Annotated in this window: 12 protein-coding genes; 10 read left to right on the top strand and 2 right to left on the bottom strand. The window is 62.5% G+C overall.

The genetic code is table 11. The features are described from left to right. Window positions 1–91 precede the first annotated feature (91 nt). From IGB42_RS01260 to IGB42_RS01250, 3 genes are all read left to right on the top strand, one after another. Window positions 92–1006 carry a polysaccharide deacetylase family protein gene (locus IGB42_RS01260; RefSeq protein ID WP_159665413.1) on the top strand — a complete coding sequence of 305 codons (915 nt, stop codon included), beginning with the start codon at window positions 92–94 and terminating at the stop codon, window positions 1004–1006. A 101-nt stretch (window positions 1007–1107) separates the two neighbouring features. Further along, window positions 1108–1473, top strand: a complete 366-nt coding sequence (locus IGB42_RS01255) for a hypothetical protein (protein WP_159665410.1) — start codon at window positions 1108–1110, stop codon at window positions 1471–1473. A gap of 186 nt (window positions 1474–1659) precedes the next feature. Then, window positions 1660–2076: a YdeI family protein gene (locus IGB42_RS01250; RefSeq protein WP_201799787.1), complete on the top strand. Its 417-nt coding sequence runs from the start codon at window positions 1660–1662 to the stop codon at window positions 2074–2076. Between the two features lie 94 nt (window positions 2077–2170). Here IGB42_RS01250 and IGB42_RS01245 read toward each other — a convergent pair whose 3' ends face one another. Further along, a complete protein-coding gene (locus IGB42_RS01245) occupies window positions 2171–2563 on the bottom strand; it encodes a DUF3224 domain-containing protein (RefSeq protein ID WP_159665407.1) in 393 nt (130 codons plus the stop codon). 386 nt (window positions 2564–2949) lie between these two features. Between IGB42_RS01245 and IGB42_RS01240 the strand changes: the two genes are divergently transcribed. From IGB42_RS01240 to IGB42_RS01210, 7 genes are all read left to right on the top strand, one after another. Then, the gene (locus IGB42_RS01240; RefSeq protein WP_159665404.1) at window positions 2950–4311 is read left to right on the top strand and encodes an LLM class flavin-dependent oxidoreductase; all 1362 of its coding nucleotides are present in this window, start codon (window positions 2950–2952) and stop codon (window positions 4309–4311) included. Window positions 4312–4437: 126 nt separating this feature from the next. Further along, entirely contained in the window at window positions 4438–5028 is a 591-nt protein-coding gene (locus IGB42_RS01235) for a malonic semialdehyde reductase (protein ID WP_159665402.1), read from the top strand. A 237-nt stretch (window positions 5029–5265) separates the two neighbouring features. Beyond that, entirely contained in the window at window positions 5266–6240 is a 975-nt protein-coding gene (locus IGB42_RS01230) for a TauD/TfdA family dioxygenase (RefSeq protein ID WP_159665399.1), read from the top strand. Window positions 6241–6341: 101 nt separating this feature from the next. Further along, the gene (locus tag IGB42_RS01225; RefSeq protein ID WP_159665396.1) at window positions 6342–7100 is read left to right on the top strand and encodes an SDR family NAD(P)-dependent oxidoreductase; all 759 of its coding nucleotides are present in this window, start codon (window positions 6342–6344) and stop codon (window positions 7098–7100) included. Continuing rightward, a complete protein-coding gene (locus tag IGB42_RS01220) occupies window positions 7048–8199 on the top strand; it encodes a GFA family protein (RefSeq protein ID WP_159665393.1) in 1152 nt (383 codons plus the stop codon). Before IGB42_RS01225 ends, IGB42_RS01220 begins: the two co-directional genes overlap by 53 nt. 25 nt (window positions 8200–8224) lie before the next feature. Continuing rightward, entirely contained in the window at window positions 8225–9220 is a 996-nt protein-coding gene (locus IGB42_RS01215) for an aldo/keto reductase (protein WP_159665390.1), read from the top strand. A gap of 15 nt (window positions 9221–9235) precedes the next feature. Next, window positions 9236–9823, top strand: coding sequence for a nitroreductase family protein (locus tag IGB42_RS01210; RefSeq protein ID WP_159665387.1), 588 nt, complete (start codon window positions 9236–9238; stop codon window positions 9821–9823). A 127-nt stretch (window positions 9824–9950) separates the two neighbouring features. On the opposite strand, the gene IGB42_RS01205 is transcribed toward IGB42_RS01210, so the two are convergent. Beyond that, window positions 9951–12149: a glycosyl hydrolase family 18 protein gene (locus IGB42_RS01205; protein WP_374705041.1), complete on the bottom strand. Its 2199-nt coding sequence runs from the start codon at window positions 12147–12149 to the stop codon at window positions 9951–9953. Window positions 12150–12392 lie beyond the last annotated feature (243 nt).

The raw sequence follows: 12392 nt of genomic DNA, 5'->3' as shown, positions 1-12392 counted from the left end.
TTAAGCTGGTTGCCGGTGGTTGCTGCTGGCCCTGCATCGGTACAGCGGGCGTTTGCAGTGACCAGATCACGTTCTTGTTCAGGAGTCTGCAATGCCACAGACCACAACCCCGCTGCACGCCAGCGCACCGCAACGGCACGACCGTTTTGCCTATTCGGCCATCGTCGACCGGCCACCACTGCATTGGCCGAATGGCGCCAGGGTAGCGGTATGGGTGATACCCAATATCGAGCATTTCCTGTTTGACCGTCCTGGTGCCGCCATCATCCCGGCCACCAGCAGTTTTGTGCCGGACGTGCTCAATTATTCCTGGCGCGATTACGGCGTGCGGGTGGGCGTGTGGCGGTTGATGGAGGTGCTGGAGAAATACGGTATACGCGGCACGGCGGCGCTCAATGCCGATGTATGCGAACATTACCCGCGCATTATCGAGGCCGGCAATGCACTGGGTTGGGAATGGATGGGGCATGGCAGCAGCAATTCCATCATGCTCAACAGCCAGCCCGAAGCGGAAGAGCGGCAGATCATCAGCACGGTGATCGATACCATCATGCGCAGCACCGGCAAGCCGCCGCGTGGCTGGCTGAGCCCCGCCCTGAGCGAAACACATCACACGCTGGATCTGCTGGCTGAAGCGGGCATCGATTACGTAGCCAACTGGGTGAACGATGAACAACCGTACCCGATGCGGGTGAAAAGCGGGGCGATGCTGTCGCTGCCGTATTCGGTGGAGCTGAATGACTACACAGCTTTCCTGGAACAGGGGCAGAGTGGCGAAGCATTTGCGCAACGCATCTGCGATCAGTTTGACGTGCTGTACGAGGATGGTGCGACAACTGGGCGGGTAATGGCGATCTGCCTGCACCCGTTCCTGATTGGTCATCCACACCGCAGCAAGCATTTTGACCGGGCGCTGGCGGATATCACCGCGCGCCAGGATGTGTGGTTGGCGACCGGCAGCGAAATTGCCGATTGGTATCGGCAGGTACAGACCGCCAACGACTGACTGTAGTGCAAGCCTGTATTCCTGCATGGTTTTCAGCCGCGCATGGTCAGGGCCGGTGCGGGCATGCGCCTAAGCTGGGGTGAACAACCTGGGAGAGCGCCATGACAGCTGCAGCAAAAACGGTATTCGGTCTGGACCCGGCCTTGCTCGGGCAAGAAGGTGTGCAACGGGTAAGCGTGATGGTGGACCGCACACGGGATGACGAAACCCGGGTGGAAATCCGCGTGAAGCGCGCCGAACTGGAAGCGACAACCTCATTTTTTACCGACAAAGTGGGGCGGGACGATGATGCCTGGCCATCCGAGCTGCTGGCGCGGATCGCGCTGGCGCAATTCAATACCGGGGCCGATTACCAGCCGGCAGAACCGGTATTGACCGAACAGGAGCCGGGCAGGGTGGAGCTGGATATTGCGCTGCCGCCGGTCGAGTTTGCACTGCGTTCGGAGGACGGTGCCGCCAAGCGGTGATTGCCGGTTTGAAAATGATGACAGAATGCAGGCCATGAGCGATCTGCAATGTACTTTCATCACCCAGCAGGATTGGGAAAATTGGCTGGATACGCATGGTGCAGGCACCAGCGGGGTGTGGTTGCGCTTGGCCAAGAAGGGCGCACCGCAACCGACGTTGAGCTACGGGCAGGCACTGGAAGTGCATTGTGCTTTGGCTGGATCGATGGCCAGAAGCAGGCGGATGACGCCCATTACTGGCTACAGCGCTTTACCCCGCGTCGAGCGCGCAGCATCTGGTTGCAGATCAACAAGGACAAGGCCTTGGCATTGCTGGATGCTGGCCGGATGCGCGCGGCGGGCCGGCGCGAGATCGAATTGGCACAACAGGATGGCCGTTGGGCGGCGGCCTACACGTCCGCGCGTAATTCGGCGGTGCCAGATGACCTGCAACGGGCACTCGATGGCATGCCCGCCGCAGCTGCGTGCTTTGCCACCCTCAACAGTGCCAACCGCTACGCCATCCTGTTCCGGTTGCAAAATGCCAAGAAGCCGGAAACCCGCGCGCGCAAGCTGGACGAGTTCATTGCCATGCTGGCGCGGGGTGAGACACTTCATCCATAAGGCCTGCACACGCCGGAGGGAAGGCGCATCAAGGCCGCAGCGCCCCGTTTGCCGATGGCGGTCGCATTGAATCACGCAGCATCAGCGCATGCATCTACCCCAGCGCATACTCGAATTCATAGAAGTGTGCGCCTTCGACGATATTGATCCCCATCGTTCCCGTCAGCCCTGTCAGCTCATCTGTGCCTGAATCCGGCACAACGGTGATGGTCAGGGACGGTGTACCGCAGTTCATGATGCCACTGTGCTGCAGCGCAAAGCTGCCGCTACGGCCGGCGAGGATGCCGCTTACTTTTTCGATGGCGACGTAGCCGGCAGAGCCGGGCACGCTGCCGCCAATGGCCAGCATCTGGCCCTGGCTGGTGGCGTTGAGCTCGCCATGGAACTGCTTGCTGATCGAGCGCCTGCCTATGCTGGGGTCGCCGACGTTTTCTTCATGTGGCTGGTTGGCGAGCGTAACGTCGAACTTGCCGTTGATCTGGGGCATGACCATCTCCTGTCCGGAATATCGCTGTGAACGACAGCCTAATCCATGTCTTCCCGGCATCAAAGAGTTCGGGGCTACCAAGTGCTGGTTTGTGTGCGTGTTGTTGAAAATACAGCATGCTGCTGCGCAGTGTGTGGGTTGCGGCGCAGTGCGCAAGGTTCTATTGGGGGGACTGGTGCCTGAAAGGTGTGGGGTTGCCCCTGCCTGATTGCCGGCAGAGTGCGGCTTTGCGTGGCGCCGGGGCTGATCGGGCGGGGTTTGCCGCCAGTGCTGATCGTAGCTTGGGGCGTTACCGGTGGGCGCTGGAACGGTGTTTGCTCAACAGGTGCGTGCAGCAGGCAAAGACAGCCTGCGTTTCGACGACCATTGCAGCAAGGACTTTACCGATGAGCAGCAAACGACAAATCAAGCTGGGCGTATTCCTGTCGCCCTCCGGCCACCACGAAGCCGCATGGCGTCACCCGGATACCAATCCGGGCGGAGCGACGGACTTCGAGCATTTCAAGAAATTGGCGCAACTGGCGGAGAAGGCCAAGTTCGATACCATATTTACTGCAGACAGCGATGGCTTCTGGGGCGGCACCGGTGATGCAGAAGTGCGTAGCCGGCGTGCGCAGGGTGCGGGCTTCGAGCCGATTACGCTGTATTCGGCACTATCTTCCGTCACCAAAAATATCGGCTTTGTGGCAACGGCGTCCACCACCTACAACGAGCCCTGGCATATTGCCCGCAAGTTTGCATCGCTGGACCAGATCAGCGGCGGGCGCGCGGCGTGGAACGTGGTGACGTCCGGCAATGCGCAGGCAGCGTTCAACTTTGGCCTGGATGGCCACCCGGACCATGGTGACCGCTATCGCCGCGCCACCGAGTTTGTGGAGGTGGTGAAAGGCCTGTGGGATAGCTGGGAAGACGATGCGCTGCTGTACGACAAGGAGAATGGCGTATTCAGCGACCCGGCCAAGCTGCACGAATTGAACCATGTGGGTGAATTCTTCAGGGTGAAAGGGCCGCTGAACGTGGCGCGCTCGCCGCAGGGGCACCCGGTGCTGGTGCAGGCGGGGGCATCCGAGCCCGGCCGCGTGCTGGCCGCGCGTACTGCAGAGGCGATCTTTGCGGCGTGGCAGACGCTGGGCGATGCGCAATCGTTCTACCGCGATGTGAAGAGCCGCGCCGAGCAGTATGGGCGCGATCCGGACCATATCAAGATCCTGCCGGGCGTGTACCCGGTGATCGGCCGTACCGAGCAAGAGGCGCTGGACAAGAAAGAACAGCTGCGTGCGCTGATCCACCCGCAGATCGGTCTGTCGTTGCTGGCCAGCCTGGGCGGGCTGGAAGTGCTGCGCGATTACGATCTGGATGGCCCGGTGCCGCAAGACCTGCCGGACACCAACAACAACAAGAGCCGTCGTCAGTTGCTGCTGGAGCTGGCCGCGCGTGAAAACCTGAGTATCCGCGAGCTGTACGAATGGGTGGCAGGCGCACGTGGCCACCGCGTGATCCATGGCACGCCGGACAGCATTGCCGACCAGCTGGAAGAGTGGTTCCTGAATGAAGCGGCCGACGGCTTCAACCTGTTGGCGCCGACCTACCCGACCGGGCTGGTGGAGTTCTCCGAGCTGGTGATCCCCATCCTGCAAAAGCGTGGCTTGTTCCGTACCGAGTACGAGGCATCGACCTTGCGTGGCAACCTGGGTTTGCCGATCCCGCAAAACCGCTACGCGGGCTACCGCGACGCCAAGCAGGCGTAACCGCCAACCGCGCCGGGCCGCAATAGTGGCGGCCTCAAGCGGATGTTGCAGCCGATACCTTGCCACTGCGGGGTATCGGCTTTGTGCTTTGATGGGCTGGCCCGCTGGGCAGCCCCGGGGAAACCGATGAAGGCCACACTGGATTTTCATGCGCTGGATCAGCTGTTCCGCAAGGCGCGTACCTACAATGTTTTCCGCCCGGTGGCGGTGAGCGAGCGCTTGTTGCGCGAGCTGTATGCGCTGCTCAAGCATGGGCCGACCGGCTTCAATGCGCAGCCGGCGCGCTATCTGTTCATTACCTCGCCCGAGGCCAAGGCGCGGCTGGCGCCGGCGTTGTCGAGCTCCAACCGGGAAAAGACACTGGCCGCACCGGTGACGGTGGTGGTGGCGTGGGATCAGCGTTTTCACGAGCATCTGCCCAGGCTGTTCCCTGCTTATGACGCCAAGGCGTTCTTCGATGCGGACCCCGGCCAGATCGAGCCGGCGGCGCGTACCAATGCTACCTTGCAGGCGGCGTACCTGCTGATTGCGGCACGGGCGCTGGGGCTGGATGCAGGGCCGATGAGCGGCTTCAAGCCGGCGCTGGTGGATGCCGAGTTCTTCCCCGATGGCACCGCGCATGCATTCATGGTGGTGAACCTGGGCTATGGCGACCCGGCCAGCCTGGTGGAACGCGCGCCGCGCCTCAGTTTCGAGGAAGTAGCTCAAATCCTGTGAGGGTGCAGGAGGGGCAAGGGGATGGCGCACGTGCGGTAGCGCTGTGCTGATCGGTGCAGCTTGCTGCCAAGGCTGCTGGGTATTGCGCAAAGTGGCCGGTTTGATCGAGCAAAACCGTGCGTTGCAGGCTGGAACACTGCTTGCTGTAGCCAAGGTGTAGCCGCAATGCGCGGCAGGTCACGCGGCCCATCCCTAACCCGGATCAGCCCGATCGGCGCAACCAGCCAAGGAGCACCCATGCCCAGCACCGCCCCAACCACAGCCTTTACTGCCGATGCCGACGCAGACGTGAGCACGCTGGATATCCGCCCGGTCACGCCAGTGATCGGCGCAGAGATTTACGGCGTGGATCTGCGCCAGCCGCTGCCGCCCGATACCGTGGTGGCGATCAAGGCGGCGCTACACCAATGGAAGGTGCTGTTCTTCCGCGACCAGCCGATTTCCGATGAAGACCAACTGCGCTTTGGCCGTTATTTCGGACCATTGACACCGGCGCACCCGATCTCGGAGGGCTTGCTGGATCACCCGGAAATCTGGGAGCGGCATGCATCCGAGTACAAGAAGCACCGGCCGGATGTGGCGATACCCAGCGCGCGGCCGCCGCGTGATTACAAGGGTTGGCATATCGACATCACGTTCGTGGCCAACCCCAACAGCTATTCCATCCTGCGCGGGATCGAGATACCTGCCTATGGCGGCGATACGTTGTGGAGCAACCTGGCGCTGGCGTATGCGGGGCTGTCGCCCAGGATCAAGGCGCTGGTGGATGAATTGCAGGCGGTGCACCGCACCAGCAGCTACGACGCCGGCACAGCACCAAAAATCCGCCGCGATGGCAAGGCGGCAGGGCCGTTTGTATCGCTGCACCCGCTGGTACGCATCCATCCGGTGACCGGCGAAAAAATCCTGTTCGTGAACCCGGGCACCACCAGCCACATCATCGGCCTGCGCGAGCGGGAAAGCCAGGCGCTGCTCGATTTGCTGAGCGAAGAAGTCACCCGCCCCGAATACCAGGTGCGCTTTCGCTGGACACCCGACGCACTGGTGATCTGGGACAACCAGGCCACCGCGCATGCCGGCCCCATTGATTACGCACACTTCGATCTGCCGCGTACCGTGCGCCGCATCACCGTGGCCGGCGACTTGCCGCAGGGGCCGGATGGTTTCCGCTCGCAGCCGCTGGAAGGCGAACTGTTCGGGGTGATTGGCTGATAACCAGCTCCTGCATCCCACTGCATCCCGATTACCCGCGCCTGAGCCTGCTTCGGATGAAGCCGGGCGGCGCTGTCGTTCAACCTGGAAAGGACACACCCATGGATCTGCAACTGAAAGGCAAACGTGCGATCGTGACCGGCGGCAGCCGCGGCATCGGCAAGGCCATTGCGCGCCAACTGGCGCTGGAAGGCGTGGATGTGGTGATTGCCGCGCGCAACCGCACAGCGCTGGAAGCCACCGCGCGCGAGCTGGCTGACGAAACCGGCCGCCGCATCGTGCCGGTGGTGGCCGATACCGGCAATAAGGATGCGGCTGATGCGCTGGTGGCGCATGCGATCGAGGCGCTGGGCGGCATCGATATCCTGGTGAACGCTGCCGCGCAGCCGGGCGGCATTTCCACCGCTACCGCGCTGGCGGAAATCATCGATGACGAGCTGCTGCTGGATGTGGATATCAAGGTGGTGGGCTATCTGCGAACCGCACGAGCGCTGGCGCCGCACCTGATCCGCAATGGGTGGGGGCGCATCATCAATATCGGCGGCCTCGCCATCCACAAGACCGGCCGCCCGGTGGCCACGCTGCGCAATGTGGGCGTGGCGGCCATCACCAAGAATCTGGCGGATGAGCTAGGCCCGCAGGGCATCAACGTGGTGGCCATCCACCCGGGCGCCACGCGCACCGAGCGCACCGATGAAGAATCTGCACTGCGCGCCGGCAAGGCCAACACCATAGGCCGGATTGTGGATGCAGCCGAGATTGCCGATCTGGTGGCCTTCCTGGCGTCGCCGCGTACGGCGGCCATCAATGGCGATGCGATTGCCGCTGGTGGCGGCAGCCCCGGCAGCATCCATTACTGAGGCAGGGGGCTTGTTGCCGGCTTTCTCTTCCGCGACGCAGCTCGCCGCTATTACGCTTGCGCGTGTGGGCGCGGCTGATGCGTGTGGCGCCGGTCGTGATCATGCCGTGCCGGCACAGCCTGCCGATCTGGCGCGGGTGGTGATTGTCGGCACCAGCGGTGCCGGCAAGACCACCTTTGCAGAAGCACTGGCTGCCGTGCTGGGTGGCACCGCGCAGGATCTGGATCCGCTGTTCTGGGGGCCGGACTGGACGCCCAAACCGGCACAGGTATTCCGCCAACTGGTGGCGCAGGCTATCGCGGGCGAGCGCTGGGTGGTTGCAGGCAACTATGCCGACGTGCGGGGGCTGATCTGGTCACGGGCAAGCTGCGTGATCTGGCTCAATTACAGCTTCACTGTAGTGCTGTGGCGCTCACTCAAGCGCACGCTCTACCGTGCCAGTACCAGAAAGCCGCTGTGGCACGGCAATGCAGAATCATTTCGCCGCTCTTTTTTCTCCCGCGATTCCATCCTGCTGTGGGTGCTGACCACGTATGCACGGCGCAGGCGCAATTACGCGGCGCTGCGGGCCGCGGGTGAATTTGCCCAGCTGCGCTGGATCGAATTCAGGCATCCGCGAGAGGCGCAGCAGTTTTTGCAGGCGCTGCGTGATGCCGCACCTGGCCAGCCCGCAGGGGCAGGCATGAGTGCGCTGTTGCCCGTTACCGGTGGCTGCCTGTGCGGCGCCATCCGCTATACCTGCGCCAGCCCGCTGGGGCCGGCCAACTATTGCCACTGCGCCGATTGCCGCCGGGTAACCGGCAGCGCATTCAATATCGGCATCCGCGTGGATGTGGCCAACCTGCAGGTGGCAGGCAGCCCCAGCGCGTTCGTGCACGCCGGCGGCAGCGGCCAGCCTGTAACGCGGCAGTTTTGCGGTGACTGTGGTTCACCGTTGTTTACCTTGCACCCGGCACGGCCCGAATCGATCTGGCTGCGCGCGGGCACGCTCGACAACCCCGATCTGGTCCGGCCCGCCTACGAGGCCTGGACAAGCAGCAAAGTGCCCTGGGCACACCCTTCTGCGGATCTGATCCGCTATTCCCGGAACCGGCAATGAACCAACCCATCAGGACGATACGATCATGAGCATTCCTACTACCCGTTTTGGCAATACCGGCCTGCAGGTATCCCGTCTTACGCTGGGCACGATGACCTTTGGCCTGCAGACCGACGAAGCCACCTCGCACCGCATTCTGGACAAGGCCACCGCCGCCGGCATCAACCTGATCGATACCGCCGATGTATACCCGCTGGGCGGCAACTTCGAAACCGTGGGCAAGACCGAGGAAATTGTCGGCCGCTGGCTGAAGGGCAAGCGCGACCAGTTCATCGTGGCCACCAAGGCCGTGGGCAAGACCGGCCCCAAGCCATGGGATCAGGGCGCATCGCGCAAGCATCTGGTCGAGGCGGCCGAGGCATCGCTCAAGCGCCTGGGCACCGATTACATCGATCTTTACCAACTGCATTCGGATGACGCGAATACCCCGCTGGATGAAACCATTGCCGCGCTGGATGATCTGGTGCGTAGCGGCAAGGTGCGTTACATCGGCGTATCCAATTTCCTGGCATACCGGCTGGCCCGCGCGCTGGGCAAGCAGGATGCGCGCAGGCTGGCGCGTTTCGTTTCGGTGCAGCCGCGCTACAGCTTGCTGTTCCGGGAGATCGAGCGTGAACTGCTGCCGCTGGCGCAGGAAGAAGGCCTGGCGGTTATTCCGTACAACCCGCTGGCAGGTGGCCTGCTTACCGGCAAGCACAAGCCGGGCGCGCCGACCGAAGGCACGCGCTTCACACTGGGGTCGGCTGCCGGCCGCTACCAGGAGCGTTACTGGCACGAGCGTGAATTCCAGACCGTGACTGCGTTGCAGGCTGCCAGTGCGGATGCAGGCGTATCGTTGACCACCGCAGCGCTGGCATGGGTGCTGAGCAACCCGGCGATTACCTCGCCGCTGATTGGCGCCAGCCGTCCGGAACAGCTGGATGAAACCCTGGCCGCCGCCAGCTACACGCTGGACCCGGCTTTGAAAGCGCGCTTTGACGAAATCACTGCCGAATATCGCCACGGCGATGCAGCACGCTGAGCGAAGGAAACCGCCATGAGCCAACGTACCCCCGCATACCCGATAGACAGCCAGTTTGCCGCGCGCTGGTCGCCCCGTGCGTATACCGGCGAGGCCATCAGCGATGATGAGCTGTTCACCCTGTTCGAAGCGGCCCGCTGGGCGCCATCAGGCAGCAACTCGCAACCGTGGCGCTTCATTTACGTGAAGCAGGGCTCGGCGCAGTGGGACACCTTTGTGTCTTTCCTGTCCGGCAATAACCAGCTGTGGGCGCCGAAGGCGGCCGCACTGGTGCTGCTGCTGTCGAAGAAAACGCATGTGCCGGCCGGCGAGACGGAAGCACGCCCGGCGCGCAACCACAGCTTCGATGCTGGCGCGGCATGGGCCAGCCTGTCGTTGCAGGGCGCGCAGCTGGGCTGGCGCACACGGGCGATGGGCGGTTTCGACAAGGATGCGGCACGCGCCGTGCTGGGCATTCCGGATGATTACCATCTGGAAGTGGTGATTGCCATTGGCCGCCAGGCCGATGCAGCAATCCTGCCTGATGCGCTGCGTGAGAAAGAACAGCCCACGCCGCGCAAGCCGCTGGCCGAGCTGGTGGCGGATGGGCATTTTGCGTTCTGATGCTGAGGGCCATCGCTTGCTAGCCAGGCAGGTCAGACAGCGCGCTGTTTGATTTACCGTATTACGATGTAAAAAACCCCGGCTTGTGGCCGGGGTTTTTCATTGCTGCAGAGAAGGATGCGAACGGTTACTGATTGATCTTCGCGGTAGCCTTGGTCAACGTCGCATTCGCGTCGTCACCATCGAGCGACCAGCTGAACAGACCTGCCAGACCCTTGGCCTTGGCGTAGTCGATCTTGGTCTGGATCACGGTCGGATCGTCGTAGCTGTAGAAGGTGCCGTTGGCCGGGTTGAACTTCCACATCTGCTTGGTGGCGGCATTGTAGTACACGTTACCGGCTGCATTCACCAGGTTACGGTAGTCCTCGTAACCGGCTTCGCAATCGGCACCGGTGCACGCACCCGCCTTCGGCGCAGCCTGGTACAGACCATTGCCATTCGGGCCTGCTGCCACACCAGTCCAGCCACGGCCGTAGAACGGAATGCCGAGGTTGATCTTGCTGGCCGGCATGCCGGCTGCAATCAATGCGTTGATCGCATCGTCAGTGTTGTACGTAGCCAGCGTACCGCCTGCCTGGACGTTCGGGCTGGCCGGGTCCTTGTACAGGTTGGAATGGAAGTCCGTCACTGTGCCTGCGCCGATGGTGGTACCGAGTTCCCACGCGCCGTGGTAGTCGTACGTCATCAGGTTGACCCAGTCGAGGTACTGGCTGTACTGGCCCGGTTCGGTATTGATGATCTTGTCCGAACCCGCGCCGATGGCGGCAGTCAGCAGGTAATGCTTGCCGGTGGTTGCACCGTAGGCATCCAGCTGTGTACGCAGCTCCTTGAAGAACAGCGTGTAGTTCTGCTTGTCAGCCGCGCTGAAGTTGTTGTACGGCTGGCCGCCACCGCCCGGGTATTCCCAGTCGATATCGATACCGTCAAACACGCCTGCTGCCACGCCCGGGCCACCTGCATTGTCACCTGCGTCGAACGGCAGATTGCCCTTCAGGTAGATGTCGATGCACGAGGAAACCAGCTTCTTGCGCAGTGCGTCCGTTGCTGCCGCGTTGGAGAACCACTTGGACCAGGTCCAGCCGCCCAGCGAGATCACCACCTTCAGGTTCGGGTACTTGGCCTTCAGCTTCTTGATCTGGTTGAAGTTGCCCTTCAGGTAGGTTTGCTGGCCATCGGTACCCCATGCGTCGGCCTTGCCGTCGACGGAATCCTTGCCTGCATAGCCCATGCCGTAGTCGGCGTAGGCATCACCACCGGTACCGGCTTGCGGATCATTCGGGTTGGTTGCACCCGGTTCCAGCTTGGTGATCATGCCGCAGGTGAAGGTACCGTCAGCCTGTTTGTAGATATTGCCGAACGAGTAGTTCAGGAACGTCAGTTTGGCTGCTGCACCGCTGGTGTCGATGTTCTTCGGGAAGTAGGCGCGATCATAGATGCCCCACTGCGAGAAGTACGCACCCACTTGCTTGGCACCCGGGTTCGGCACGCTGGTCGGTGTCGGCTGGGTGGTCGGCGTTGCGGTCGGTGTCGGGGTGACAGTCGGCTTGGTGGTCGGTGTCGGCGCTGTTGTCGGCGTCGGCGCGACAGTCGGTGTGGCTGTCGGGGTTGGTGCGACGGTCGGCTTGGCAGTCGGCGTCGGCGCGACAGTCGGTGTGGCTGTCGGTGTCGGTGCAACCGTGGGCTTGGCAGTCGGTGTCGGTGCGACAGTCGGCGTTGCGGTCGGGGTCGGTGCAACGGTCGGCTTGGCCGTCGGGACCGGTGTGGCCGTCGGTGCCACGGTCGGTGCGATGGTCGGTGTACCGGTTACGCCGCAGGCGCCCAGGTCCACCCATGGCTTGCCGCTCCCCGTGTTGCTGGAAGGCGTGTCGCCCTGTGTCCACCACTGCGCGCGGTAGTTGCGGCCAGCGTAGGTGACTTGTGCGCCACCGTTATACGCGGTGGTGCTGTCCCAGGCCTGGTAGCAACCTGCGGATGGTGCCGGGGTTGCAGTCGGTGCTGCTGTCGGCTTGGCGGTAGGCGCCGTGGTCGGTGTGGCTACAGGGGTAGGCACAGCAGTCGGCGTCGGTGCGGTAGTCGGTGTAGGCACCGGCGTATTGCCGCTGCTTACACCCAGATCTTTCCACAGGGTCGGGGTGGAGGCCGGGTTCCAGCCTGCACCGGCATAAGCGGTGTGGGTAACGAGGGACTGGTAATCGTGGCCGTTGTAGCTGACCAGAGTGCCAGCAGCGTAGGTCTGGCCTTCTTGCCAGGCCGGATAGGCAGCATGTGCGAACACGGCGACCAGCGCCATGGGCAAAGCCGCCATGCTGTAACGAAGCATGGACATTTTCGACATTTCCTTCTTGTGATTTGTATAAGGCCGCACGGTAATCACGGTGCTGTGCGGCGGGCATCTGGCCCATCTTCAGAGCGCAGGCCTGGGTGCCGTGTGCCAATTAGCAGCCTTGTGTGACGGGGGTGTCAATTTGGGCAGGTACACAAATCACATCAGCGAATCAGAAAATGCTTACAAAATAATCCAGTAATTTTGCTACTTCTGCAAAAAAGCTGTCTTTTTTTTGTTTGTCCT

Source organism: Andreprevotia sp. IGB-42, from assembly GCF_009848685.1.
Classification (GTDB): Bacteria; Pseudomonadota; Gammaproteobacteria; order Burkholderiales; family Chitinibacteraceae; genus Andreprevotia.
Note: the sequence above shows the minus strand (reverse complement) of the source record. Positions and strands in the feature narration are given on the sequence as shown.

Bases quoted from the DNA above. Each gene is read 5' to 3' on its own strand.
- IGB42_RS01260 (WP_159665413.1), top strand. From the start codon at position 92: ATGCCACAGACCACAACCCCGCTGCACGCCAGCGCACCGCAACGGCAC.
- IGB42_RS01255 (WP_159665410.1), top strand. From the start codon at position 1,108: ATGACAGCTGCAGCAAAAACGGTATTCGGTCTGGACCCGGCCTTGCTC.
- IGB42_RS01245 (WP_159665407.1), bottom strand. From the start codon at position 2,563: ATGCCCCAGATCAACGGCAAGTTCGACGTTACGCTCGCCAACCAGCCA.
- IGB42_RS01240 (WP_159665404.1), top strand. From the start codon at position 2,950: ATGAGCAGCAAACGACAAATCAAGCTGGGCGTATTCCTGTCGCCCTCC.
- IGB42_RS01235 (WP_159665402.1), top strand. From the start codon at position 4,438: ATGAAGGCCACACTGGATTTTCATGCGCTGGATCAGCTGTTCCGCAAG.
- IGB42_RS01230 (WP_159665399.1), top strand. From the start codon at position 5,266: ATGCCCAGCACCGCCCCAACCACAGCCTTTACTGCCGATGCCGACGCA.
- IGB42_RS01225 (WP_159665396.1), top strand. From the start codon at position 6,342: ATGGATCTGCAACTGAAAGGCAAACGTGCGATCGTGACCGGCGGCAGC.
- IGB42_RS01220 (WP_159665393.1), top strand. From the start codon at position 7,048: ATGGCGATGCGATTGCCGCTGGTGGCGGCAGCCCCGGCAGCATCCATT.
- IGB42_RS01215 (WP_159665390.1), top strand. From the start codon at position 8,225: ATGAGCATTCCTACTACCCGTTTTGGCAATACCGGCCTGCAGGTATCC.
- IGB42_RS01210 (WP_159665387.1), top strand. From the start codon at position 9,236: ATGAGCCAACGTACCCCCGCATACCCGATAGACAGCCAGTTTGCCGCG.
- IGB42_RS01205 (WP_374705041.1), bottom strand. From the start codon at position 12,149: ATGTCCATGCTTCGTTACAGCATGGCGGCTTTGCCCATGGCGCTGGTC.